General features: G+C 64.5%; 24 protein-coding genes and 1 pseudogene. 13 read left to right on the top strand and 12 right to left on the bottom strand.

The features are described 5' to 3' along the window. Nucleotides 1-37: 37 nt before the first annotated feature. From CA833_RS04845 to CA833_RS04815, 7 genes are all read right to left on the bottom strand, one after another. On the bottom strand, nucleotides 38-670 hold the full coding sequence (locus CA833_RS04845) for a tyrosine-type recombinase/integrase (protein ID WP_207079395.1): 633 nt from the start codon (nucleotides 668-670) through the stop codon (nucleotides 38-40). 254 nt (nucleotides 671-924) lie between these two features. Then, a complete protein-coding gene (locus CA833_RS04840; protein ID WP_207079394.1) occupies nucleotides 925-1,839 on the bottom strand; it encodes a cation diffusion facilitator family transporter in 915 nt (304 codons plus the stop codon). Beyond that, nucleotides 1,829-5,092, bottom strand: coding sequence for an efflux RND transporter permease subunit (locus CA833_RS04835; RefSeq protein WP_207079393.1), 3,264 nt, complete (start codon nucleotides 5,090-5,092; stop codon nucleotides 1,829-1,831). The genes CA833_RS04840 and CA833_RS04835 overlap by 11 nt, the downstream gene beginning before the upstream one ends. A gap of 3 nt (nucleotides 5,093-5,095) precedes the next feature. After that, nucleotides 5,096-6,247, bottom strand: a complete 1,152-nt coding sequence (locus CA833_RS04830; RefSeq protein WP_207079392.1) for an efflux RND transporter periplasmic adaptor subunit — start codon at nucleotides 6,245-6,247, stop codon at nucleotides 5,096-5,098. 5 nt (nucleotides 6,248-6,252) lie between these two features. Then, nucleotides 6,253-7,530 carry a TolC family protein gene (locus CA833_RS04825; protein ID WP_207079391.1) on the bottom strand — a complete coding sequence of 426 codons (1,278 nt, stop codon included), beginning with the start codon at nucleotides 7,528-7,530 and terminating at the stop codon, nucleotides 6,253-6,255. Nucleotides 7,531-7,585: 55 nt separating this feature from the next. Beyond that, a complete protein-coding gene (locus CA833_RS04820; protein WP_207079390.1) occupies nucleotides 7,586-7,915 on the bottom strand; it encodes a hypothetical protein in 330 nt (109 codons plus the stop codon). A gap of 13 nt (nucleotides 7,916-7,928) precedes the next feature. After that, on the bottom strand, nucleotides 7,929-8,573 hold the full coding sequence (locus tag CA833_RS04815) for a cation transporter (protein ID WP_207079389.1): 645 nt from the start codon (nucleotides 8,571-8,573) through the stop codon (nucleotides 7,929-7,931). 68 nt (nucleotides 8,574-8,641) lie between these two features. Here CA833_RS04815 and CA833_RS04810 point away from each other — a divergent pair, with 68 nt between their 5' ends. Further along, a complete protein-coding gene (locus CA833_RS04810) occupies nucleotides 8,642-9,040 on the top strand; it encodes a helix-turn-helix domain-containing protein (protein WP_207079388.1) in 399 nt (132 codons plus the stop codon). A gap of 500 nt (nucleotides 9,041-9,540) precedes the next feature. On the opposite strand, the gene CA833_RS04805 is transcribed toward CA833_RS04810, so the two are convergent. Both CA833_RS04805 and CA833_RS04800 read right to left on the bottom strand, forming a co-directional pair. Further along, a complete protein-coding gene (locus CA833_RS04805) occupies nucleotides 9,541-10,269 on the bottom strand; it encodes a hypothetical protein (RefSeq protein ID WP_207079387.1) in 729 nt (242 codons plus the stop codon). A gap of 289 nt (nucleotides 10,270-10,558) precedes the next feature. Then, nucleotides 10,559-10,960 (bottom strand): annotated as a pseudogene (locus CA833_RS04800) (magnesium chelatase domain-containing protein); the annotation flags it as partial. 169 nt (nucleotides 10,961-11,129) lie between these two features. Between CA833_RS04800 and CA833_RS04795 the strand changes: the two are divergent. The 12 genes from CA833_RS04795 to CA833_RS04740 all read left to right on the top strand — a co-directional run bounded on the left by CA833_RS04795 (nucleotide 11,130) and on the right by CA833_RS04740 (nucleotide 22,635). Continuing rightward, the gene (locus CA833_RS04795; protein WP_242526270.1) at nucleotides 11,130-11,960 is read left to right on the top strand and encodes an alpha/beta hydrolase; all 831 of its coding nucleotides are present in this window, start codon (nucleotides 11,130-11,132) and stop codon (nucleotides 11,958-11,960) included. A gap of 142 nt (nucleotides 11,961-12,102) precedes the next feature. Then, entirely contained in the window at nucleotides 12,103-12,237 is a 135-nt protein-coding gene (rpmH, locus tag CA833_RS04790; RefSeq protein WP_086494189.1) for a 50S ribosomal protein L34, read from the top strand. Between the two features lie 152 nt (nucleotides 12,238-12,389). Continuing rightward, nucleotides 12,390-12,770 carry a ribonuclease P protein component gene (rnpA, locus tag CA833_RS04785; RefSeq protein ID WP_142637271.1) on the top strand — a complete coding sequence of 127 codons (381 nt, stop codon included), beginning with the start codon at nucleotides 12,390-12,392 and terminating at the stop codon, nucleotides 12,768-12,770. After that, on the top strand, nucleotides 12,767-13,012 hold the full coding sequence (gene yidD / locus CA833_RS04780; RefSeq protein ID WP_370584547.1) for a membrane protein insertion efficiency factor YidD: 246 nt from the start codon (nucleotides 12,767-12,769) through the stop codon (nucleotides 13,010-13,012). Before rnpA ends, yidD begins: the two co-directional genes overlap by 4 nt. Before the next feature lie 70 nt (nucleotides 13,013-13,082). Beyond that, nucleotides 13,083-14,849, top strand: coding sequence for a membrane protein insertase YidC (gene yidC, locus CA833_RS04775; RefSeq protein ID WP_142637273.1), 1,767 nt, complete (start codon nucleotides 13,083-13,085; stop codon nucleotides 14,847-14,849). 8 nt (nucleotides 14,850-14,857) lie between these two features. Continuing rightward, nucleotides 14,858-15,499 (top strand): ribosome biogenesis GTP-binding protein YihA/YsxC, encoded by a 642-nt coding sequence (gene yihA, locus CA833_RS04770; RefSeq protein ID WP_142637275.1) that lies wholly within the window; start codon nucleotides 14,858-14,860, stop codon nucleotides 15,497-15,499. 321 nt (nucleotides 15,500-15,820) lie between these two features. Next, nucleotides 15,821-16,972: a DUF47 family protein gene (locus CA833_RS04765; protein WP_142637276.1), complete on the top strand. Its 1,152-nt coding sequence runs from the start codon at nucleotides 15,821-15,823 to the stop codon at nucleotides 16,970-16,972. Nucleotides 16,973-16,987: 15 nt separating this feature from the next. Continuing rightward, the gene (locus CA833_RS04760) at nucleotides 16,988-17,989 is read left to right on the top strand and encodes an inorganic phosphate transporter (RefSeq protein WP_207079386.1); all 1,002 of its coding nucleotides are present in this window, start codon (nucleotides 16,988-16,990) and stop codon (nucleotides 17,987-17,989) included. 257 nt (nucleotides 17,990-18,246) lie between these two features. Next, nucleotides 18,247-18,909: a glutathione S-transferase family protein gene (locus tag CA833_RS04755; RefSeq protein ID WP_142637280.1), complete on the top strand. Its 663-nt coding sequence runs from the start codon at nucleotides 18,247-18,249 to the stop codon at nucleotides 18,907-18,909. Nucleotides 18,910-18,914: 5 nt separating this feature from the next. Next, nucleotides 18,915-19,805, top strand: a complete 891-nt coding sequence (locus CA833_RS04750) for a S1/P1 nuclease (RefSeq protein WP_207079385.1) — start codon at nucleotides 18,915-18,917, stop codon at nucleotides 19,803-19,805. A gap of 70 nt (nucleotides 19,806-19,875) precedes the next feature. After that, nucleotides 19,876-21,021, top strand: a complete 1,146-nt coding sequence (dapE, locus tag CA833_RS04745) for a succinyl-diaminopimelate desuccinylase (protein WP_142637284.1) — start codon at nucleotides 19,876-19,878, stop codon at nucleotides 21,019-21,021. Between the two features lie 294 nt (nucleotides 21,022-21,315). Next, nucleotides 21,316-22,635, top strand: a complete 1,320-nt coding sequence (locus tag CA833_RS04740; protein WP_207079384.1) for a dicarboxylate/amino acid:cation symporter — start codon at nucleotides 21,316-21,318, stop codon at nucleotides 22,633-22,635. Between the two features lie 160 nt (nucleotides 22,636-22,795). On the opposite strand, the gene CA833_RS04735 is transcribed toward CA833_RS04740, so the two are convergent. Genes CA833_RS04735 through dapB form a run of 3 tightly spaced genes read right to left on the bottom strand, consistent with a single transcriptional unit; the run spans nucleotide 22,796 to nucleotide 24,584 of the window. Then, entirely contained in the window at nucleotides 22,796-23,188 is a 393-nt protein-coding gene (locus CA833_RS04735; RefSeq protein ID WP_207079383.1) for a hypothetical protein, read from the bottom strand. A gap of 14 nt (nucleotides 23,189-23,202) precedes the next feature. Then, nucleotides 23,203-23,859, bottom strand: coding sequence for an endonuclease III (gene nth / locus CA833_RS04730; RefSeq protein WP_207079382.1), 657 nt, complete (start codon nucleotides 23,857-23,859; stop codon nucleotides 23,203-23,205). Then, on the bottom strand, nucleotides 23,856-24,584 hold the full coding sequence (dapB, locus tag CA833_RS04725) for a 4-hydroxy-tetrahydrodipicolinate reductase (RefSeq protein ID WP_142637290.1): 729 nt from the start codon (nucleotides 24,582-24,584) through the stop codon (nucleotides 23,856-23,858). Before dapB ends, nth begins: the two co-directional genes overlap by 4 nt. Nucleotides 24,585-24,613: the final 29 nt, after the last annotated feature.

The following is a 24,613-nucleotide window of genomic DNA, read 5'->3' as shown; positions in this document are numbered from 1 at the left end:
TCGAACTGGCTCCCCGCCATGGCGAGGAGCCAGTCGGTCAGATTTCGGTGCCTTCTGCAAGGGTGAGGGCATCTTCAACATCGACGCCGAGGTAGCGGACCGTGTTTTCGATCTTCGTATGCCCAAGAAGAATTTGCACCGCCCGCAGATTGCCTGTCGCCTTGTAGATGATCGACGCCTTTGTCCGCCGGAGCGAATGAGTGCCATATTCTTCTCGGCGGAGGCCGATGCCAGTAACCCACTCATCGACCAAGCGAGCATATTGGCGGGTGCTCAGGTGTGCGGAGTGATCGATCCGGCTCGGAAATGCGAAATCGTCGAGAGCACCTCCTCGACGGTCCAGCCATGCCAAAAGGCTGCCCCTGGCGTCAGCCGTCAACTCGAACTGGACGGGCCGACCTGTCTTCTGCTGGATCACGATCGCCCTTGTCCGGATCTGCCCGCCGACCACAAGTTCGCCGATCTTGATTTTTACCACGTCACAGCCGCGCAGCTTGCTGTCGATCGCCAAGTCGAACAGCGCACGATCCCGAACGCGTCGATGCTGGTCTAGGAAAAAGCGGATCGCCCAGACCTGTCGCGGTTTCAGCGGTCGCTTGGCTCCAACCTTGCGCCCGGCGTTCCATGCCCGCCGGTCGTATGCGCCAGGGTCATATTCAGACATTCCCATTGGTTTTCTCCTTTGGCCGGTAGTGGCCAATGAGAAAACGATGAACAGGCACCTGCCGCTGGCCGATAGGAGAATTTCCGGTTCGGAGCTGGAACGGTCGGATAGCTGACACTTGCATCGGGACAGTTCGCGATCAGACCCAGTTTGTTCCACCGAAGGTGTCATTGTCGTGAATCTGCGTCATAAAGCCGATGATTGCTCGGCTTTTGGCGTTGCAGGTTGACCGACGGGCGCAGCCACCCTGCAACGGGCGTTCACTTATGAGAATGATCAACCTCGCAGGATTGATCCTTCTTCTCGGTTTGAATGGTCACATGACTGATGTCGAAGTGGTCCTTGATCACTTCCAGCACGGCCTGTTGTACCGGTTCTGCAGCAGCGTCGTTCGTCAGGACCACATGCACGGTGCAACTGATCTCGTCATTGGAGACCGACCAGATATGCAGGTCGTGGAGGCTCTGAACTCCTTCGACGTCACTGATCGCCGCTCGCACTTCCTTGAGCGACAGGCCCGCAGGGACGCCTTCGAGCAAGACGTTGGTCGTATCGCGCAACAGAATCCAGGTGCGGGGCAGCACCCAGAGGCCGATCGCCACCGCAACCACCGGATCGACCCATCTCCAGCCAGTGAAGCGGATTGCCAGCGCCCCGAGGATGACGCCGACCGAACCGATCATATCGGCCCAGACTTCCAGATAAGCGCCCTTCACATTGAAGCTGGCATCCTTGCCCGCCGTCAGCAGCCGCATCGAAACGAGATTCACGCCTAGACCGATCGTCGCCACGATCAGCATACCCCAGGACTGGATCTCTTGAGGCTCGCTGAACCGCTTAATTGCCTCGACGAAGACGTAGATCGCGACCGCGAACAGCAGGACGGCGTTGAACGCGGCGGCAAGGATTTCGAACCGCCGGTATCCGAAGGTCCGTTTCTCGTCAGGTGCCTTGCGACCCAACCTGATCGCCATGAGAGCGATGGCCAGGGCGGCAACGTCGGTCATCATGTGCGCTGCGTCGGACAACAGCGCCAGGCTGTTGAAGACGATGCCGCCTATGACCTCGGCGATGAGGTAGATCGAGGTGAGCGCAAGCGCCCACCCCAACATCTTTGCATTCGCGCCGGCCGTATGGTCGTGCGCGTGTCCGGCTTGGCTGTGATCATGCGCCATGGGTCACCTCCTCGTTCTGAACGGAATGCGGGTGGCGGAAGTCGTCGCCCTCATGCTCCTCGTTGTAGTGCTCGTTGGGTCCGATGACCTTCTGACCGAAGCGGGCATAGAGGGTCGGCAGGACGAACAGGGTCAGCAACGTTGCCGAGATCAGGCCGCCGATGACGACGGTCGCCAGCGGCTTCTGCACTTCGGCCCCCGCACCTGCGCCCAGCGCCATGGGTACGAAGCCGAGGCTTGCGACCAGCGCCGTCATGGCCACCGGGCGCAGGCGCTGCATGGCGCCGGTTCGTGCCGCCTCTGCCCGCTCCATGCCTGACCGGATCAGGTCCTGGATCGAACTGACCATGACGAGGCCATTGAGGACAGCGATGCCGGACAGGGCGATGAAGCCGACCGCCGCCGAGATCGAGAAGTCCATGCCGCGCACGAAGAGCAGGAGGACGCCCCCGACCAGTGCGAAGGGCACCCCGGTAAACACGATCGCCGCATCGCGAACGCTTCCCAGTGCACCGTAAAGCAGCAGCAGGATAAGCACGAAACATGCCGGGATAACCAGCTTCAGGCGCTCGCTGGCCGACTGCAGGTTTTCGAACTGGCCGCCCCATTCCAGATAGCTCCCGGCGGGAAGGCGCACCTTCTGACCGATCGCAGCCTGAGCATCCGCGACCACGCTGCCGACGTCACGTCCACGCACGTTCGCCTGCACGACGACGCGGCGCTTACCGTTCTCGCGGCTGATCTGGTTTGGACCATCCACGACCTTGATTTCGGCAACGCTGGCGAGCGGCACATAGGAGCCGCTGGGCACCGGTACCTGTAACTGCTGGAGCAGGTTGATGTCGGCACGCTGCGTATCGGAAAGACGGATCACCACCGGGAAACGGCGGTCGCCTTCGAAGATCATGCCGGAGGTACGGCCGCCGAGCGTGGCGGTGACGGTATCCTGCACGTCCTGCGCGGTGACGCCAAGGCGGGCCATGGCATCGCGGTTCACCTTGATGTCGAGCATCGGCAGACCGGTGGTCTGCTCGACCTTCACATCAGCGGCGCCTTCAGTCTTGCGCAGGATGCTGGCGATCTGCTCGGCAGTACGGTTCATCGTGTTGAAGTCGTCACCGAAGACCTTGACGGCGATGTCGCCGCGAACGCCTGCGATCAGTTCGTTGAAGCGCATCTGGATCGGCTGCGTGATCTCGTAGGCATTGCCGGGGAACTTCGCGAGTTGACCTTCGATGCGCGAGACGAGCTCGGCCTTGTCTAGCTTCGGGTTCGGCCATTCCTCACGAGGCTTGAGGATCACGAACATGTCGGTGGCGTTCGGTGGCATAGGGTCGGACGCGAGTTCCGCCGTACCGGTCTTGGAGAACACGAATTTCACCTCCGGCTGCTTCGACATCATCCGCTCGATCGGCACCTGCATGGCCTGGCTCTGCTGAACCGACGTCGCCGGGATACGCAGGGCCTGGATCAGCATGTCGCCTTCATCCAACTGGGGCAGGAAGACCTGTCCGAGCGAAGTGAAGGCAGCGGCCGCAAGCACGAGGCTGCCCAGAGCTGCACCGATGGTCAGGGTGGGGCGCTTCATTGCCCGGTCAAGACCGGGTTCGTAGCGCTTCTTCAACCAGGTCACGATCCGGCCGTCTTCTTCCTCGACCCGGTTGGACAGCCAGATGGCGATCATCGCGGGAACGAAGGTGAGCGACATGACGAACGCGAAAGCCAGTGCCATGATGACGGTGAGCGCCATCGGGACGAAGGTCTTGCCCTCCACGCCCGTGAGGGTGAGCAGCGGCACGTAGACGAGGATGATGATCGCCTGACCGTAGACCGAAGGACGGATCATCTCGCGTGCAGCCGAAGCGACGGTGGCGAGACGCTCCTTCACGCTGAGCAGGCGACCATGATGGTGCTGGTCCTCGGCGATGCGGCGAAGAGCGTTCTCGACGATGATGACCGCGCCATCGACGATGAGGCCGAAGTCGAGCGCACCAAGGCTCATGAGGTTAGCCGACACGCCAGCCTTGAGCATCCCGAAACCGGTCAGCATCATCGTCACCGGAATGACGAGCGCGGCGATGAGGGCAGCGCGGAAGTTTCCGAGCAGCAGGAACAGCACGACGATGACGAGGACCGCACCTTCACCGAGGTTCTTGGCGACGGTCTTGATGGTCGAGTTCACCAGTGCGGTGCGGTTGAGCACCGGCTGAACGACGACGTCAGGCGGCAGCGAGGCATTGATCGACTGCAGCTTGTCGGCGACTGCGGTCGCGACCGTGCGGCTGTTCTCGCCGATGCGCATGATCGCGGTGCCGACGACGACTTCAGTGCCGTTCTCGGATGCCGATCCCATGCGGATGGCCTGGCCCGAACGCACCGAGGCGACCTGATCGAGCGTGATCGGCACACCCTCGCGGGTGGCGACGACCGTGCGGCCAAGTTCCGCGGCATTACGGATCAGCGCGTCGGAGCGGACGGCAAGGCCCTCGCCATTGCGATCGACGAAACCGCCCCCGACGCTGGTGTTGTTGCGCTCCAGTGCATTGCCGAGATCGGTCAGCGAAAGGCTGAGCGAGGCCAGGCGCTGAACGTCGGGAACGACGAGGAACTGCTTGGCATAGCCGCCGATGGAATCGACGCCCGCCAGCCCCTTCGTGCTCTTCAGGAGCGGGGTGACGATCCAGTCCTGCGCGGTGCGCAGGTAGGTCGCCTTCTCGGCTTCGGTGGTCAGCCGCTCGCCTTCTGGCGTGATGTAGCTGCCGTCAGGTTGCTGGCCCGGCTCTCCGGGGCGATGCTTGTCGTCGGCGCGGTGCTGGAGCTTGACGGTCCACATATAGACTTCGCCAAGCCCGGTAGCGATTGGCCCCATCTCCGGGTTCACGCCATCGGGCAGGTTCTCCGCAACGCCCTGAAGACGTTCGCCGACCTGCTGGCGAGCGAAGTAGATGTCGGTGGAGTCTGAGAAGACAGCCGTTACCTGTGCGAAGCCATTGCGGCTGAGCGAGCGGGTGAAGTCGAGACCGGGGATACCGGCCAGCGCCGTCTCGATCGGGAACGAGACCTGTTTCTCAACCAGCTCGGGCGAAAGGGCAGGCGCGCGGACGTTGATCTGGACCTGGTTGTTGGTGATGTCCGGCACTGCGTCGATCGGCAGGCGGGACAGCGATGCCGCACCGATGACGGCGGCGATGGCAGTGAGAAGCAGGACGAGCCAGCGCTTCTCGACCGCCCATGTGACTACGCGGGCGATCATGGCTCAGTCCTCCACCGCTTCGCTCTTGCCGAGTTCGGCCTTGAGCGTGAAGCTGTTGACGGTGGCGATCACCTCGGAGCCCTTCAGGCCCGATTTCACGATGACCATGTCCCCGGCGCTGTCGCCCAAGGTCACCGGGACCGCCTGGAATCCGGTTTTCGTGCGCACAAAGATTACCGTCTTGCCTTCATCTGTCTGGACGGCGGTGGTGGGCACCTTGATGGCATTGCCGCCGCCGCTGTCCGACAGCGCGATCGATGCCGTGACGGGCTCACCAACCCGCCACTGGCCCGCGCGGTTGTCGATCGTCGCGATTACCGGCACAAGGCGGGTATTGGCATCGAGGGCAGGGGAGACGAAGGTCACGCGCGCGGTGGCTTCGCGGCCTGCCGCCTTGATCGTCACGGTATTGCCGGGGCGCACGCGTCCCGCATCCTGCGGCTGTAGATTAAGCGAGAGCGACACGCTGGAGAGGTTCGCCACGCGGAACAGTTCAGCGTCTGCCGCAACCGTCTGGCCCAGCACGACGCTGCGCGCGATGATCTGGCCCGCAATCGGGGACGTGATCGCAATCCGGTTGAGCGCGCCGCCGCCAGCACCTGCGGCAGACACCTGCTGCTGCGCCAGGCGCAGGGCAATGCGAGCCTCCGTTGCAGCGGTACGTGCGGCGATCAGGTCCTGCTCGGGCGAGACTTTCTGGGCGAACAGGCGCTGTTCACGGCCAAGGTTGGAGTTCGCAAGCGACAGGCGCGCCCGAGCTGCCTCGATCTCGGCGTTGAGCGACGCGGCCTCGCGGCTCTCGATCACGGCAATGGCCTGGCCTTGTCCGACTGACTGGCCCAGGTTGCGGGTCAGCGAAACGACGCGGCCCCCGATCGCGGCCGAAACCACCTGCGTACCTTGCGGATCGCCGTCGATCGTCGCAGGAATTTCCACGGTTCCCGAGCCGCCGATCATGGGGCGACCGAGCTGGATGCCGGCCGAGCTGATCTGCTCGGCGCTCATGTCAACCTTACCTTCGACCGGCTTGGCATCCGCAGCGGTGGATTTTTCGGCGGCCGGGGCTTCCGCGGCCTTGTCACCACCTCCGCAAGCGGCGAGCGCAAGGGCAAACGAGAGCGGCAGTGCGGCGTAAGTGAGCGTGTTCAGTTTCATGGTAATCAGTTCCCCCCTTGAGGCGCGACGGCGGGCGCGGTCAGGCGCTCCAGCTGCGCACGGGCATTCTGGTAGGACGCGAGAGCATCGATGGCGGCTACGCGCGTATCGGCGAGCGTGCGTTCGGCATCGAGCAGATCGAGCTGGCTGAACTTGCCTTCGCGGTATCCGATACGGGCGATCCGTGCGGCTTCCTGCGCCGCCTCCAGGGCAGGCCCGGACGCGGCACGCGCGGTGATCGCGGCGTTGTCGGCATCGGCCTGGGCGTTGGTGATGGCCTGCTCGATATCGAGCGCGGTCACCCGACGGTTGGCTTCGGCTTGCAGGCGCTGCGCCCCTGCCTGGGCCAGGGCGGCACCGCCGTTGTTGAAGACCTGCAGGGGGATCGAAACCGTGAAGACGGCGGCGAAGTCCTTTGTGGCTTCCAGGCGCCTCACCGATGGGCCGACATCGATGTTCGGCACTCGGTTTGCTTTTGCCAGGCGTACACCTGCATCGGCGATGGCAAGGTCTGCGTCGGCTGCAGCCAGTGCTAGCGTTCCTTGCGGGGTGACCGGTTCTGACGGACCGTAGTTCGTAGAAGCGGCAGGCAGCCGATCGAGCAGGGCGATGTCCAGAGGGCCGTCGAAGGCGCGGCCAATGCGCCGTTCGAGGTTGGTGCGGGCAGCTCGGGCAAGGCGGTCCTGCCGTTCTGCATTGGCTTCAGCATTGACCCGCGCCACGTCGGCACGCTGCTGCTCCAGAGGAGAAGCGCGCCCCGCCTGCACCCGGACACCCGCGGCGCGCAGGGCATCGCCGGCGATACGGGCCTGGTCCCTGGCCGTGATCAACCGCCGTTCGGCCGAGATGGCCTCGACGTAAAGCTGTGTCACCTGAAGGCGGACGTCGGCAGCGATGATGGCGGCCTGCAGTTCCGCGCGGGACAGTTCTGCGCTAGCTACGGCAACGCGCGCACTGCGCTTGCCGCCCAGTTCCAGGGTCTGCACGAAGCCGACGGTGGTTTCGTTGCTGCGGACGCCGGAATACGGCCCGGTGCCGATGATGTTTTCAATTTGCCCTTGTGCGACCGGGTTGGGGCGAAGTCCTGCGACCGTTCGACCTGCCTTGGCAGCGTCTATGCCTGCACGGCCTGCATCCATGGCGGGTGCGGAGCCGCCTGCGGCAGCGACGGCATCGTCGAGTGTTAGAACTACTGCACCGGAAGGCGCGTTCGGTGTTTCCTGCGCCTGCACCGTTGCGGCACAGGACGCCGCGGCGAGCAACGCCGCGAGTATAGTTTTCATGATGTGATTTCCTGACGGAGCATTCCTGGCCGACATCAGTCGGCCGGCGGAAACGTCAGGTTCGTGGAGGGCGCGGAGTTACGTTGTCGGCTGTTGGGTACAGCGGAGCAGCTCGCCGAAATCCGCGAACTTGCCCGGCCGAGTGGGCGATGGGCGGCGCCACGGTCATCAAGGGCGTGCCGAGATCATGACTGTGGCAGGCACCGTGATGGTGAGGCAGGCCATTGTCGGCATCGCCGGGAACTTCGTCACCGTCGCCGGGCGCATGGTAGGAAAAATCGTACGCGGCCTCACTGCCGCCCGTCGCTTCTGCGGCGTGCGCCATGCCGGACCAGCTGACGAGAATCAGCATCAGGCAGGCAAGGAAGGGCAACAGCTTGCGCATCGATCGGTCCCTATCACTCTGCCGCGGCGGTGTAACCCCTTCGGGTCGCATTGAGCTCACTTCGGGCCTGCACGATGATCTGGATGCCGCCGGAAATGCCGAGCATGGCCATGATGCCTGCTACGATGAGGTCGGGCCATGCAGTTCCGGTGCCGAAAACGCCGGCAGCGGCGAGCAGCACTGCGATATTGCCGATGGCGTCGTTGCGCGAGCAGATCCAGACCGATCGCATGTTGGCGTCACCGGTCCGGAAGCGGTAGAGCATGAGTGCCACTACGCCGTTGGCAACGAGCGCGGTGAAACCGACGAGGCCCATGAGTTCCGCGTGTGGTGTGCTGCCATGCCACACGCTCCACAGTGCAGCACAGAGCACATAAAGACCCAGCAGGACGAGGGTGAGCCCCTTCAAGAGCGCTGCCCTTGCCCGCCATGCGAGTGCCATCCCCGCAACGCCGAGACTGATGGCGTAATTGGCGCTGTCACCCAAGAAGTCGAGGGCATCAGCCTGCAATGCTTTCGATCCACCGGCCACCCCGGCAATGATCTCCGCTACGAACATTGCGCCGTTCACGACAAGCGCAATCCAGAGCGCTCGCCGCCAGCGAGGATCATTCGTCGTTCCCGTGTTCGATGAAGCGCAGCAGCTGCCGCAAGCCATGTTCGTCGCCCTTCGCGATTTGTGTGCGGCACCCTATATAAACTCTGTAGCAACTACAGGGTCAAGAGATGAAGGCACTGACGATCGGCAAGCTCGCCAAAGCGACAGGAGCGACGGTGGAGACCATCCGCTATTACGAGCGCGCGGGTCTGATCGCATCGCCTGCCAGGACGGAAGGGAACTATCGCTCCTATCTGCCGGATGACTTGCACCGCCTGCGTTTCATACGCCGCACTCGGGAACTTGGCTTTTCTCTCGATGAAATCCGCGCTTTGCTGGACCTGTCCGGCCAGAAGGACCGCGATTGCGGATCGGTCGACGAGATTGCCGCGCGTCATCTGGCGGAAGTTGACCGCAAGATCGCCGATCTTATGGCGCTTCGCCGGGAGCTGTCCGGGGCCATCTCGAGCTGCAGTGGCGGGACGATGGCAGAATGCCGGATTCTGGAGGTTTTCGCCCCCGACTGACTTTTTTGGCACTTGCCCGTGAAGAGTGCTCTGATGGCCGTTTTATTGCAGCACTGTCAGGCATGATGGCTTCAGCATTGAACTGCTGAAGTCTGGGAGCGGCAGGTCTGACAGCGGCATTGCCTTTTACATAGGTCGTGAACTGAATGTCCGCTCATAGGTGCGCTAAGTTTTCAAACGAACGGCTTGGATGGGCGCACAGCCGCCCGACCGCTCAGTGAAATGGTAATGGCGGGTTTCGGTAAGGGCGATCACTCATATGCGCGCCGTGGAACGGCAAGAGTTAGCCGATCTTAGCCGCGGTGGGATCGAAGTGCGCGGATGCCTGCGCTAAGGCCTACCGAGATGCATCACCGCGTGAGATAGCGAGGATGGAGCCAGTCCTCGGGAGCAATCCAGTCCGAGAGACAGGATACCGGCCGCTTGCTTGCAACATGAGGTCATTATCTGTCCTCCTGTAAGAGGCCAAAGCCACGCCCGGTAGCTTTACGCAGGACCGCCTAAATAAGATTCCTTAGTAAGGCGGCGACGAAATCTAACTGCTCGATTACGGCTCTCGGCTGGTGATTGGTGATATTTGCGATGGATTGGAGGCGCGCCATTGGATCCGCGACGGTACGGATTCTGTACGCGGTCATGTCAGTTAAAGCTCCGCTAAAATCACAATGCCCCATAATTATTGTTGGTCTCAAATTGAATGGTGGCTCACACAATCCAGTACCGGACATATCGATATATTTCGTGGGTGAGTGCAATACGATAGGATCTCCCAAAACTAGCGTGAGGTCACCCTCAAATTGAGTTTTGTGGTGAAGGTAAATCAGGGCCCATCCGGCCGCACGATGCTGCGGTAAACTATCACCTTCACGAACAAGATCTGTGGTTTGTTCTAAGGAAGTCAGAGCGTTCCCACAGTCATATGATAATGGTACGTCTTCGTACCAAGCGCGTTTAGCCTCGACGGCAAGCTCGTCAAACACTCGCCAAGGGCTGCCTGGGCGGAAATGGGGTTTGGCTGTCATCGAGAAGAGCTGGCCTGAAATGTACTCCTTGGCCTTCTCTACCGTCAGGAAAGGCGAATCATCAGGCAATAGTTCTAGAGTGAAGTCAAATTCTCCACTTCTTCCATAAAATTTAGGTAAATCCCAATCTATAGGGTCTAGGTGTGGCATTTGTTTAAGCCAATCGAATGGTGATCGTAACGGCGTGTCCCATCCATTTACACCCATTTAGCGCCCCTCAGAATTTGCTAGTACCGGAGCGTAGATCTGTTAAACTGATTCGAGGTTGATGGATAGGGCGGTTACTAATTTCGCTCTGAGGCGTTCTTTAGCCTGCTCCACTCTTCAGCCCCCGCATGCCTCTGTGCTTTTGAGCGCATAGGTAGGCTTATGCCGCTTCCGCCTGCGGCGGTTGCGCTCCATGAGGTGCGAAATAAATTTCGCACCTCATGGAGCGCCCAAAATGGGTTGGTGTGAGACTCAGAGGTGAGATTCTCCTCTGTAAATATAAATAAAACCCCTTGTCGAGCGCGCTGGCGTGGAGTGCGGCCAGCAGCACGCCGGGGGAGGGGATCACCCGCCCGTCGAGCGCGAGTTCGCCCACGGCGACAAAATCGCCCAGTTGCTCGGCATCGATCACGCCCATCGCCGCCAGCAGCGCCAGCGCGATCGGCAGGTCGTAATGCGAGCCTTCCTTGGGCAGGTCGGCCGGCGAGAGGTTGATGGTGATGCGTTTGGGCGGCAGCGCCAGCCCCATCGCCGTAAGCGCGGCGCTGACCCGCTGGCGGCTTTCGCCAACCGCCTTGTCGGGCAGGCCGACCAGAGTGAACCCGGGCATTCCCGGTGCTACCTGGCATTGGACTTCGACCGGGCGTGCCTCGAGACCGAGGTAGGCAACGGTCGAAACGAGTGCGACCACGAAGGACCCTTGGCTCCTGGAGTAATACGTAGAATTACTTGGCTTGGGGCTGGGATGACATCGGCGTCCGGCACTGTCGATATGGAAAAGAACGCCTAGGCCAAACCTTACAGCCTTTTAACCGAATGTCTCACGGTTTGGGTAAGTTTCCCGGTCGCACTCTGGCCGCATGCGACCCATCCTGCTTTCCATGCTCGCCGTGCTCCCTCTGGCCGCTTCGCCGGCCCAGGCGCATGTACCGGCACGCACCGCGGCGATCGCCTATGAGATCGTGCTGTTCGAGGAGCCCGGTTACGTCCAGCAACCGGCGGCCTTCGTGGCGGACGAGGCGCCTGCCTTCACCGGCGGCGAGCGTCTGGTCGGCAGCGGCGGCGCCATTGCCTGGCAGCCTTCGGCGCCGGCGGCGATCCCCCGGGGCATCGCCGCCTACGGGCCGTTCCGTGTGGTCGATGCCCGGCATGTCGCGCTGGTCGACGTTACCGATTCGCGCAGCCCCGCCCAGTTCGCGGCCCTGCTGAACGACTGGCCGGCGATCGCCGAACTCGAGATGATCGAGTGTCCGGGCACCGAGGACGACCTGGCGAACTTGCGGCTGGGGCGGATGATCCGCGCGCGCGGCATCGCCACCCGGGTGCCGAACGGCGGTTCGGTGCGCTCCGGCGCGGTCGAGCTGTTTCTGGCGGGGGCGCGGCGCTATGCCGATTCGGGCGCCGAGTTCGCGGTCCATTCCTGGCTCGACGATTCGGGCCGCGAGGCCGGCGACTATGCCGCCGATGCCCCGGCGAACCGGCGTTATCTCGACTATTACCGGCAGATGGGCATGAGCGCGCAGGAGGCCCGTGCCTTCTATGCGATGACCAATTCGGTGTCCTTCGAATCGGCGCTGTGGTTCGGTGCGGCGGAAATGGGGCGCTGGGTGGCGCTCGACCGCGAGGTCGTGCCCGCGCGTGCAAAGGCCCGGATCGATCTTGCCGCCGCCTGGATCGGCTCGCTACAGTGAGCGGGCCCGGTAATACTGCCCCCTGGGGCGAGGCGGCACCGGCTTTGCCTTGACTCTGTTTGCGCGCTCCAGTATCGGCGCGCTCTGTTTTGCGGTCGTCCCGGTTGGACGGCCTCTTTTGTTCGGATTTTCGAGGACCGTCATGAAGCGCACTTTCCAGCCCAGCCGCCTTGTCCGCGCCCGCCGTCACGGCTTCCGCGCCCGCACGGCGACCGTCGGTGGCCGCAAGGTTCTTCGTGCGCGCCGCGCCCGCGGCCGTTCGAAGCTCTCGGCCTGATCGAGACTTTTCCAGCCTCACGGCTGGATGCGGCACCGGCCCGTGCCGCTATCCGATCCCTCGCCTGCCCCGTTGCGTGGTGAGGAATCGGGTAGCGGCACGGGCCGCCGCCGTTTGTACTTTGCAGTTACCCTCCCTATCTGCCGGCTGACATGACCGCCGCCTATACCACCATGACCCGCCGGGCCGACTTTGTTGCGGCCAATGGCGGCCTTCGCGTGGCGCGGCCGGGATTCGTGCTTCTGGCCAGGCCCAATGGCGGGCAGGGGCAGCGGGCGGGCATCACCGTCACCAAGAAGATCGGCAATGCCGTCGTGCGCAATCGCATGAAGCGGCGCTTCCGTGCGCTTCTGCGCGAGCTTCTGGCCGGGCATGGCCTTGCCGATACCGACCATGTGCTGATCGGCCGCGAAGGCGGGGTGGAGCGCGATTTCGCGCTGCTGCGCGAGGAACTGCTGGCGGCGCTGGCGCGGGCCCAGGCCGGCAAGGGTGATCCGCCCCGGCGTAAAGGCCCGAGGAAACCGCGTAAGTGAAGCGCGTGTTCGCCTTGCTTGCACGCCTTCCGGGCTTGCTTCTTATCGGCATCGCCCGCGCCTGGCAGCTTGGCCCTTCGCAGGTTCTGCCGCCCTCCTGCCGCTATTCGCCCTCCTGTTCGCAGTACGCGATCATTGCAGTGCGCAAGCACGGTGCGATTAAGGGTGGCTGGCTGGCGTTCAAGCGTCTATTGCGCTGCCAGCCTTGGGGTGGGCACGGCTACGACCCGGTGCCGGATTGACTTGACTTTGAGGTAGCGGAGGGCGCGTCCCGGCCGCTGCCACCGACGGGATTACGACAGGAAAGCCTTCGTGGAAAAGCAGCGCAACATCATACTGGCGGTCGTCCTGACCGCGCTCGTGCTCTTCGGCTGGGAGCAGGGCGTCGCCTATTTCTACCCGAACGCCAACAAGCCCAAGGTGGAACAGACCGCCGCGCCGAGCGCCGATCCGGCCAGCGCCGCCAAGCCGACCCGCGAGGGCGGACTGCGTGACGCCGCCGAAGTGGCGCTGGAGCAGCAGGACCTCAAGACCGCGCTGACCCACGGCGGCCGCGTGCCGATCCAGGCGCCCGGCGTGTCGGGCTCGATCAACCTCACTGGCGCGCTGCTCGACGATCTCGTGCTCAACCGCCACCGCGAGACGGTCGAGAAGAACTCCGGCCCGGTCCGCATGTTCTCGCCCTCGGGCACCCCGGCGCAGCAGTTCGCGCAGTTCGGCTGGGTCAGCCCGGGCAGCATGGCGCCGAGCGCCGGCACCGTCTGGAGCGCACCTGCCGGGGCGAAGCTGACCCCGGCTACCCCGGTCACCCTGACCTGGGACAACGGCCATGGGCAGGTCTACGCGCTGACCTTCAAGGTCGACGACAACTACATGATCACCGCCGACCAGCAGGTGGTGAACAAGGGCACGGCGCCCGTCACCGTCCAGCCCTTCGCGCTGGTCAACCGCACCGATCGCACCGCCGCCGCCTATGCCTGGACGCTGCGCACCGGCGGCATCGGCGCTTTTGACGGCTCGGTCGAGTTCGGCCCCAAGTACAGCGATCTGGTGACCGCCGGTACCCAGGACCAGGCCGGCAAGGTCGACTGGATCGGCTTCACCGACGTCTACTGGATGTCGGCGGTGATCCCGGTGAACGCCAAGGCCACCGGCTCGTTCCGCTCGCTGGGCAACCAGCTCTACCGTGCCGATGCCGTCTACGAGCAGAGCGTGATCCAGCCCGGCCAGGCGCTGACCCGCGAGACCAAGCTCTTCGCCGGCGCCAAGGAGCACGCCGTGCTCGACGCCTACGAGAAGCAGGGCGTCACCAACTTCGGCCTCGCGATCGACTGGGGCTGGTTCCGCTGGTTCGAGAAGCCGATCTTCTGGCTGCTGGTGAAGCTCTTCGCGCTTGTCGGCAACTTCGGCGTCGCCATCATCCTGCTGACCGCCATCGTGCGCGGCATCATGTTCCCGGTCGCCCAGCGCGGCTTCGCCTCGATGGCCGCGATGCGTGCGATCCAGCCGAAGATGAAGGCGATCCAGGAGCGCTACAAGGACAACAAGGAGCAGCAGCAGCTTGAGATCATGAAGCTGTACAAGGAGGAGAAGGTGAACCCGCTCGCCGGCTGCCTCCCGATGTTCCTGCAGATCCCGGTGTTCTTCGCGCTCTACAAGGTGCTGAACCTGGCGATCGAGATGCGCCACCAGCCCTTCGTGCTGTGGATCAAGGACTTGTCCGCGCCCGACCCGCTGCACATCCTCAACCTGTTCGGCATGCTGCCCTTCACGCCTCCCGCCTTCCTCGGCATCGGCGTGCTGGCCCTGCTGCTGGGCGTCACCATGTACCTGCAGTTCAAGCTGAACCCGCAGCAGATGGATCCGGCGCAGCAGCAGGTCTTTGCCCTGATGCCGTGGTTCATGATGTTCATCATGGCGCCCTTCGCCTCGGGCCTGCTGGTCTACTGGATCACCTCCAACCTGCTTGCGATCGGTCAGCAGAAGCTGCTCTACGTGATGCACCCGCAGCTCAAGGCGCAGGCGGAGAAGGAAGCCCAGGACAAGGCTCGTGCCCGCGAGCGCGAGAAGAAGGCCTGAGAATAGACATGGAAGAAGAACAGGCAGAACTGCTCGAGCAGGCGCGAAAGCTCTTTTCGGGACCGGTGACGTTCCTGAAGAGCGCGCCCGCGCTCAAGTTCCTGCCCGAATCGGGCGAGCCGGAGATTGCCTTCTGCGGCCGCTCGAACGTCGGCAAGTCCTCGCTGCTGAACGCGCTGACCGGCCGCAAGTCGATCGCGCGCACCTCGGTGACGCCGGGGCGCACGCAGGAACTCAATTTCTTCGACGTCGGCGAGCCCTTGCAGTTCCGCCTCGTCGACATGCCCGGCTACGGCTTCGCCAAGGCGCCGCCCAAGGTCGTCGAGACCTGGCGCCGGCTGGTGCGCGACTATCTGCGCGGCCGCGTGGAACTGAAGCGCACGCTGCTGCTGGTCGATTCGCGCCACGGCGTGAAGGATGTCGATGCCGACATGATGAAGATGCTGGACGAGGCCGCCGTCGGGTACCGCATCGTCCTCACCAAGGCGGACAAGATCAAGGCGAGCGAGCTGGAAAAGGTCCACGCCGAGACCATCGCCGAGGCGCGCAAGCACCCGGCGGCCTATCCCGAAGTGCACATCACCTCGTCGGAAAAGGGCATGGGCATCGCCGAACTGCGTGCTGCGGTGTTTGCCGATTCGCTGATCTGAAGGCGTCCGGCGCCGGTCGCCGGGCGTTTTCCACCGAATCGCCTCTTTCGCCGGATCTGGAAATCGAACGACGGTAAGGCTGCCGCAATGGCATGTCCTTTCCGTCGTTTTTTCTTTTTCCTTAAGCTCTTGAGCCGGTTCCTCAGGGCGCAGCCGTCATGAAAATATCGCAATGGGCTGTCAGCATCGGCCTGCGAAGTGCGATTGTCGGGCGGTCTGCCGGCGGCCGGCCCCGGAAAACCATCAATGTGACGATTGCGTGACGAGGCGGCTTCCCCTAGGGGCACGCGGTCGCGCGTCAGAGAAGAAAGGAGACTCGCCATGCGCCAGATCGCCGTTCTTCCCTATCGTACCATCGGCCCCGCGGTCGATGCACCGATCCAGATCCTGCTGATCACCTCGCGCAATTCGCGCCGCTGGGTCATTCCCAAGGGCGGGCTGATGAAGGGGCTGCTGCCCCACGCCGCCGCCGCTGCCGAAGCGGAAGAAGAGGCGGGCGTGCTGGGCGCGGCCTGTCCGGTTCCGCTGGGCTCGTACCGCTATCGCAAGCAGCGCGCCTCGGGTGCCTCGGTCTGGGCGGATGTCGACGTATTTCCGTTCGCCGTCACCGAAGAGCTTGACTCGTGGGACGAACAGCACCAGCGCGAACGCCGCTGGTTCTCGCTCGCCGACGCCGCTAAGGCGGTCGACGAAGAGGATCTTCGCGCGCTGATCCGCTCCTTCGGTGCGCGCGAGTTCCGCGCCGCGGCCAGCCCCGCGCGCCTGATCGGCGCGATGGCTGACCGGATGGCCGACAAGACAGGGATCAATACAATGTTTGCCTGGTTCCAGAAGCTGCTTCCGCAGCAGGGCAATTTCTTCGATCTGTTCGAACAGCAGGCCGCGACGCTTGTCGCCGGTGCCGACGCGCTGGCGCGTCTGGCGCAGGGCGGCCCGGGCCGCGCGCAGCACATCCGCGAGATCGAGGAACGCGAACACGACGCGGACAACATCACCCGCGAAGTGCTCCAGACCGTGCGCCGCACGTTCCTGACGCCGTTCGACCGTTCGGCGATCACCAGCCTCATCACCACGATGGACGATGCCATCGACGAGATGCAGCAGGTGGCCGGCGCGGTGAACCTCTACGAGGTCAGCGAGTTCGAGCCCGAGATGCGCGACATGGCGGCGATCATCGTCGACGCCGCGCGCCTCACCGCCGAGATCATGCCGCTGCTGCGCAAGATCGCCGACAATGGCCACCGCCTGCACGAGCTGACCGAGCGCCTGGTGCGCATGGAAGGCCATGCCGACGAGATCCACGCCCGCGGCCTCAAGCGCGTGTTCAAGGAAGACACCGGCCCCAACGGCAAGACCGGCGACGCGCTGCACTTCATCGTCCGCCAGGAGATGTTCAAGCGTCTCGAACGCGTGGTCGACCGGTTCGAGGACGTCGCCAACGAGATCGACGGTCTCGTCATCGATCACGCCTGACGGGCCGCTCCCCCCATGGACCATTCGCTTGCCCTGCCGCTGCTGATCGGCCTTGTCGCGCTCGCCCTCGCGTTCGACTTCCTGAACGGGTTGCATGACGCGGCCAACGCCATCGCCACGGTCGTCGCCACGCGCCTGCTCTCGCCGGTCGTTGCCGTGCTGTTTGCGGCTTTCGGCAATTTCGCCGCCTACTGGATCATGGGCCTCCACGTCGCCGAGACGGTGGGCAAGGGCATTATCGACAAGGATGCGGTGACGCCGGCGGTGGTGTTCGGCGCGCTGGTCGGCGCGATGTTCTGGAACGTGCTGACCTGGATCAAGGGCATCCCGTCCTCGTCCAGCCATGCGCTGATCGGCGGCCTGCTGGGCGCCGGCATCGCCGCGGCCGGTCCGGGCGTGGTCGAATCGGAAGGCACCTTCAAGACGGTGATCGCCATCGTCGCCTCGCCGGTCCTGGGCTTCGTGATCGCGATGGCCATGATGCTGGTGACCTCGTGGCTGTTCAAGGGCACCACGCCGCGCCAGTCGAACAGCGTGTTCAAGACGCTGCACCTGTTCTCGTCCGCCGCCTATTCGATCAGCCACGGCGGCAACGACGCGCAGAAGACGATGGGCATCATCGCCGTGCTGCTCTATTCCACCGGCCACCTCCAGGGCGGTTTCCACGTGCCCGAATGGGTCGTGCTGGCCTGCTATACGGCGATTTCCGTGGGCACCCTCTCGGGCGGCTGGAAGATCATCAAGACGATGGGCTCCAAGCTCACCAAGCTCAACCACCACTCGGGCTTCTGCGCCTCGACGGCGGGTTCGATCGTGGTGTTCGGCGCCAGCGCCATGGGCATTCCGGTCTCGACGACCCATGCGATCACCGGTTCGGTGGTCGGCACCGGCGCCGCCCGCCGCGCCAGCGCCGTGCGCTGGTCGGTGGCGAGCCGGGTGATCGTCGCCTGGGTGGTGACGATCCCGGCGAGCGCCGTGGTCGGCGCGCTGTTCTACGAGATCACGCGGCTCTTTTGATGGGTGCGCCTTCGACATCTGTCGAAGGCTTGCGGCACCGGCCCACTCCCCCACCCGACCACCCATCAGGATACACTCGTGGGAGGCCGGCCCCCTCAGCGAAAAGGTCCCCCGGACCTTTTCGTGCTCTTCGGGACGGGAGTGGGCCGGTGCCGCTTTCGGCCGTCAGGCCGAACAAAAGACTCTCTGTTCATCCTCGACTTGTCGCGCCTGAACCGATAGGTCCCCGCACTTGGACCTATGGGGAATCCGCGTAAGTGAAGCTGATCATCGGCAACAAGAACTACTCCAGCTGGTCGCTGCGCGGCTGGCTGGCGTGCAAGCAGTCCGGCCTGCATTTCGACGAGATCACCGTTCCGCTCTATGGCGACGAATGGGATACGCAGCGCGCTTCCAACGACCTTGCCCCCAGCCATGGCAAAGTGCCGATCCTGTGGGACGGCGATGCCGTTGTCTGGGACAGCATGGCCATCGTCGAATACCTGGCCGACAAGGTGGGCCGCGACCGCTTCTGGCCCAAGGCCGATGACGCCCGCGCCATGGCGCGCTCGATGGTCGCCGAGATGCATTCCAGCTTCTTTGCGCTGCGCCGGGCCTGTCCGATGAATGTCCGCATGCGGGTGGAAGGCGTGACGCTGGGCGATGACGTGCGCGCCGACATCGTGCGCGTGCTTACGCTCTGGGCCGAGGCGCGCGCCCGTTTCGGGGGCGGCGGGCCGTTCCTGTTCGGCACCTTCAGCGCCGCCGACGTGTTCTACGCGCCGATCGTCAGCCGCTTCCTGACTTACGGCATCGGCGTGCCCGGCTTCGCGCAGGCCTATATGCAGGCGGTGTGGGAGCATGAGTGGATGCAGCAGTGGATCCACGCCGCCCAGACCGAGGAATGGGTGATCGAACAGTTCGAAGCACCGGTGAAGTGAGTTCCATGAAAAAGACGATGACGACGCTGGCCGCGATGGCCGGGCTTGCCGCCGCCACGCTCGCCACCCCGGCCATGGCCTGGGGCGCGCTCGGCCACCGCACCGTCGCGGCGATCGCGCTGGAAAACGTGAAGCCGGGTACGCGCGCGCAGATCGCCGCGCTGCTGCGCCACCAGGGCGAGCTCGATACCCCTGAATGCAGCGCCAGGACGCTACAGGATGCCGCCACCTGGCCGGACTGCATCAAGAACAAGGACGAGCGCTGGCGCTTCGCCTTCACCTCGTCCTGGCACTATCACGACCAGCCGGTCTGCGGCCTGTTCGACCTCAAGACCGAATGCCGCGACGGCAACTGCGTGACCGCGCAGATCGACCGCAACGAACGCCTGCTCGCCGACCGCAAGCTGGCGACGGCATTGCGGCTCGAGGCGCTGATCTTTGTCACCCATTTCGTGGGGGACGTGCACCAGCCGCTCCATGTCGGCGAAAACCACGACCAGGGCGGCAACAAGGTCGAGACCGGCTATGGCGAGGCCACCGGTTTCAATCTCCACTACGTGTGGGACGGGCTGCTGGCCGAACGGGCCATAACCGCGGCGAACCCGCCGCTGGTGCGCCGCTATTCCGCCGAGGAAAAGGCCCGCCTCGCCACCGGCAAGACCGAGGACTGGGCGCGCGAATCGTGGGAGATCAGCCGCGACGTGATCTATCCGGCGGCCTATGGCGGCACGCTGCCCTGCGACGTGAAGGGGGGCGACCTGAAGGGGGGGGGCGTGAAGGACGCCAAGGCGACCTGGAGCGAGGCTGCCATCGAGGCGGCGGTGCCGATCGTCGACAAGCGCATCCAGCAGGCGGGGCTGCGTCTGGCCAGGATGCTCGACGAAGCGCTGGGCTGACCCTGGGCCGTGGGGCGTGCCGGTTGCGCGCCCTATGGTCATGCGCGCGGACCTGTGCAATGGCGGCGGCATGACCGAGACCGTGCAGTCCACCACCGATGTCGTCGCGCTTGCCGAAGCGCTGATCGCCTGCCCCAGCGTCACCCCGGCCACCGGCATGGTGTTCGATTGCCTGGAGGCGCAGCTGGCGCCGCTGGGCTTTGCCGTGCACCGGGCGCTTTCGGGCGAGGCACCGGACGGCCCGGTCGAGAACCTCTTTGCCATCCGCAAGGGCCCCGAAGGCTCGCGCCACTTCGCCTTTGCGGGGCACCTCGACGTGGTGCCGCCGGGCGAGGGCTGGTCGAGCGGGGCCTTTGCTCCCGAAGTGCGGGGCGAGCTGCTCTACGGCCGCGGCGCGGTCGACATGAAGGGCTCGATCGCGGCGATGGTGGCCGCCGCCGCGCAGGTCCCGGCAGAGGCAGGCACGATCAGCTTTGTCATCACCGGCGACGAGGAAGGCCCGGCCCGCTACGGCACCCTCGCGCTGATCGAGCACATGCGTGCGGTGGGCGAAATTCCCGACCTCTGCCTCGTCGGCGAGCCGACTTCGGTGCACCGCCTTGGCGACATGATGAAGATCGGCCGCCGCGGTTCGGTGAACATCTGGCTGGAAGTCGCGGGCGTGCAGGGCCATGTCGCCTACCCGCACCTGGCCGATAACCCGATTCCCCGGCTGGTGGCGATGCTTGCCGAACTCGACGCGCTGCTGCTCGACGAGGGGACCGACTGGTTCCAGGCCAGCAACCTCGAGGTGACCGACCTCACGGTCGGCAATCCCGCCACCAACGTGATCCCGGCCAAGGCCTCGGCGCGCATCTCGATCCGCTTCAACGACCTGCATACCGGCGAAAGCCTGTCCGCACGGGTCACCGAGATTGCCGAGCGCCACGGCGGCACCGCCCGTCCGGTGATCTCGGGCGAGGCGTTCCTGACCGAGCCGGGCGATTTCTCCGCCCTGCTGGCCGGGGCCATCCGCGCCGAGACCGGTGTCGAGCCGGAGCTTTCGACCAGCGGCGGCACGTCCGACGCGCGCTTCCTCAAGGATCTGTCGCCGGTCATCGAGTTCGGCCTGTGCAACGCGACCATGCACAAGCGCGACGAGGCAGTGGCGATCGCCGATCTGGAAGCGCTGGTGAAGATCTATCGCCGCGTGACAGAAGCGGCGCTGTCTATCTGATTGGAAAATGCCCGTTTGGGCATTTTGGAACGGCACCGGCCCGCTCCCCCGCCCGACCACCCATCAGGATACACTCGTGGGTGGTCGGCCCCCTCAGCGAAAAGGTCCCCCGGATCTTTTCGTGTTCTTTGGAACGGGAGCGGGCCGGTGCCGTCAAAATCCGCCTTCGGCGGATTTTCAATCAACGCCGACCCGGCTGATTTTCGCGGAAAATCGCAAGAAAACCGCCGCTCCCGGCGTTGACCGGGGGCTCCCCGCTGTTAGTGTCCGCCGCAAATTCAGAACGAGGTGGGCATGGGTCGGCGGCTGACGCTTTATATCATTATCGGCATGGTGCTGGGCATCGCCGTGGGCTGGCTGCTGCACGCGACGATCCCGGCGGACGATCCGCGCCTCGTGCAGTGGGCCGACTACTTCAAGCTGCTGCCCGACGTTTTCCTGAAGCTGATCAAGATGATCATCGCGCCGCTGGTCTTCGCGACGATCGTCACCGGCATTGCCGGCATGGGTGACAGCGCCGCGCTCGGCCGGATCGGCGGCAAGGCGCTGGGCTGGTTCATCACTGCCAGCCTGATCTCGCTGGGCCTCGGCCTGGTGCTGGTGAACCTGTTCAAGCCGGGCGTCGGCGCGGGCCTCACCACTGGTTCCGACCTCGGCAAGCTGGAAATGGGTGAGTTGACGCTGCGTCATTTCATCCTCGAGATCTTCCCGAGCAGCGCTGTCGACGCGATGGCGCAGAACAACATCCTGCAGATCCTCGTGTTCTCGGTCTTTGTCGGCGTGGGCCTGACCGCGATCGGCGAGAAGGGCGCGATCATCGTCAAGGTCAGCGAGGCGCTGTCTGAACTCATGCTGCAGATCACCGAATACGTGATGCGCTTCGCGCCTTTCGCGGTATTCGGCGCGCTCGCCAGCGTGATCGCCAAGCAGGGCCTGGGCATCATCGTCACCTACGGCGTGCTCGTCAGCGAGTTCTACTTCGCGATGCTGCTGCTCTGGGTCATGCTGTTCCTGGTCGGCGGCGCGTTCCTGCGCGGGCGGATCGTGACCCTGTTCCGCTACATCCGCGAGCCGCTGCTGCTCTCGTTCTCGACCGCATCGTCGGAAGCGAGCCTGCCCAAGCTGTTCGAACAGCTCGACCGCTTCGGCGTGCCGCGCCGTATCTCGGGCTTCATCCTGCCGCTGGGCTACAGCTTCAACCTCGACGGCTCGATGATCTACATGAGCTTCGCGTCGATCTTCATCGCGCAGGCCTATGGCATCCACGTTCCCATCGGCACGCAGATCCTGATGCTGCTGACGCTGATGGTCAGCTCGAAGGGCATCGCCGGGGTGCCGCGCGCCAGCCTCGTGGTGATCGCGGCAACGCTCTCGCAGTTCGGCCTGCCGGTCGAGGGCATCGCGCTGCTGCTCGGTGTCGACACCTTCCTCGACATGGGCCGCTCGGCGACGAACGTGGTGGGCAATGCGGTGGCGACGGCGGTCATCACCCGCAGCGAAGGCATGCTCCAGCCGCTGGTCGATCCGGACGAGGAAATGCCCAAGGCACCGGCGCATACCTCCTCGGATGGCCGCGCCGGGCTCAATATCGATCCGGTTCAGTACGAAGATTGAAGGGGTAAAAGCAGGGGAGCATAGCCCCCCTGCACCCCCAATACCGTCTGGGTCACGTGGGCCAACCACGTCGCGCGCTACGCCTAAGTGGCGCGCGGCGTAGACATTCCGAGGGTCTGGGGGGCCGAGCTTGTCGAAGGGCCCCAGGACTTCTCTGTTTCTACTGCTTGAGCTTCACCGGCGTAAACGGCGCCAAGCCGCATCCACCGCCGCGCTGGAAGCCGTTCCCCACCCGCACCAACGGATAGATGATGTCCTGCCGGCAAAGCTGCGACAGCGACGTGCTGTACGTAAAGCTGTCCGCCGACCTCAGCCCGGAGCAGCGGTTCGCCAGCGTGACCCGCCACACGCGATTGCCGGCGCCGCCGATGAAATCGACGGTCCAGTCGTCGCGGATGCGGGTGCTGGAGAACTGGCTGAGCGGCAGGCAATCCTGCGCGGGGCCGACCGCTTCGGCGGCAGGGCTGACCGGAGGAGGCGCGGCGGGTTCGTGATCGGAGCAGGCGGCCAGCGCCAGCGGCGAAAGCATCAGGACAAGGCGACGGCTAGCCATAAGAGACCTCCCGTTCAGGCGGCTTTTTTCGCACCCTTCTCCAGAACCTTGTCCTTGTAGTCGCACAAGTCAACCACCGGGCAGCGCCAGCATTCGGGCGTGCGGGCCTTGCAGATGTAGCGGCCGTGCAGGATCATCCAGTGGTGCGATCCCACCCGGAAGGGCTGCGGCACGCGTTTCTCAAGCTGCTTCTCGACCGCCAGCGGGGTCTTGCCCTTGGCGATCCCGGTGCGGTTGCCGACACGGAAGATATGGGTGTCCACCGCGAAGGTCTCCGCTCCGAAGGCGCAGTTCATCACCACGTTGGCGGTCTTGCGGCCGACGCCGGGCAGTTCGACCAGCGCGTCGCGGTCTTCCGGCACGTCGCCGCCGTAGCGCTCGACGAGGATCTCGGAGAGGGCGATGACGTTCCTGGCCTTGGAATTGAACAGGCCGATGGTCTTGATGTGCTCCTTCAGGCCCTCTTCGCCCAGTTCGACCATCTGCGCGGGCGTCTTCACCGCGCGGAACAGCGCCCGCGTGGCCTTGTTGACGCCGACGTCGGTCGACTGCGCGGAAAGCACCACGGCGACGAGGAGCTGGTAATCGTTGCCGAATTCCAGCTCCGTCTCGGGCGAGGGGTTAAGCTCGGCGAGACGGCGGAAGAATTCGAAGATCGCGGCCTTGTTCAAAGGTCCAGCACCTCGGGCATCGTGTAGCGGCCGGCGTGCTTGTCCTTCAGCCACTGCGCCGCCTTGACCGCGCCCTTGGCAAAGATCGTGCGGTTTTCGGCGAGGTGCGAGAACGAGAGGCGCTCGTTATCGCTCAGGAAATGGACGGTGTGGTCGCCCGCCACGGTGCCGCCGCGCAGGGCCGCGAAACCGATCGTGCCCGCCTCGCGCTTGCCGGTGATGCCGTCGCGGCCGCGCACGGCCGCGTCGGACAGGCTGACCTCGCGGCCCTTGGCGGCCGCGTCGCCCAGCAGCAGCGCGGTGCCGGAGGGGGCGTCGACCTTCATGCGGTGGTGGGTCTCGACGATCTCGATATCCCAGTCCTCGCCCAGCCTGCTGGCAGCTTCGCGCACGAGGTGGGCAAGCAGGGTGACCCCCAGCGAGGTGTTGCCGGTCTGGAGCACGGGAATGTGCTGCGCGGCGGCATCGATCAGCCAGTGGTGGCGCTCCTCGAGGCCGGTGGTGCCGACAACGATGGGAATGCCTGCGTCCACCGCGGCATCGAGGTTGGCTTCGAGCGCGGTGGGGCTGGAGAAGTCGATCAGCACGTCCGAATGCGCGGCCAGCCCGCCAAGGTCGCCGTCGCGGCCCACGCCGCCGGCAAGGTCTTCACCTGCGTCCGCGATGGCCAGTGCAATGGCGTGCCCCATGCGTCCCGCGCTGCCGATAATTCCGATTCGTGCCACTTGCCGTCTCCGTTGAAGGCTGGTCTCAT

The sequence above is a fragment of the Novosphingobium sp. KA1 genome (genome assembly GCF_017309955.1).
Taxonomy (GTDB): domain Bacteria; phylum Pseudomonadota; class Alphaproteobacteria; order Sphingomonadales; family Sphingomonadaceae; genus Novosphingobium.
This window is presented reverse-complemented; position numbering and strand designations above follow the sequence as displayed.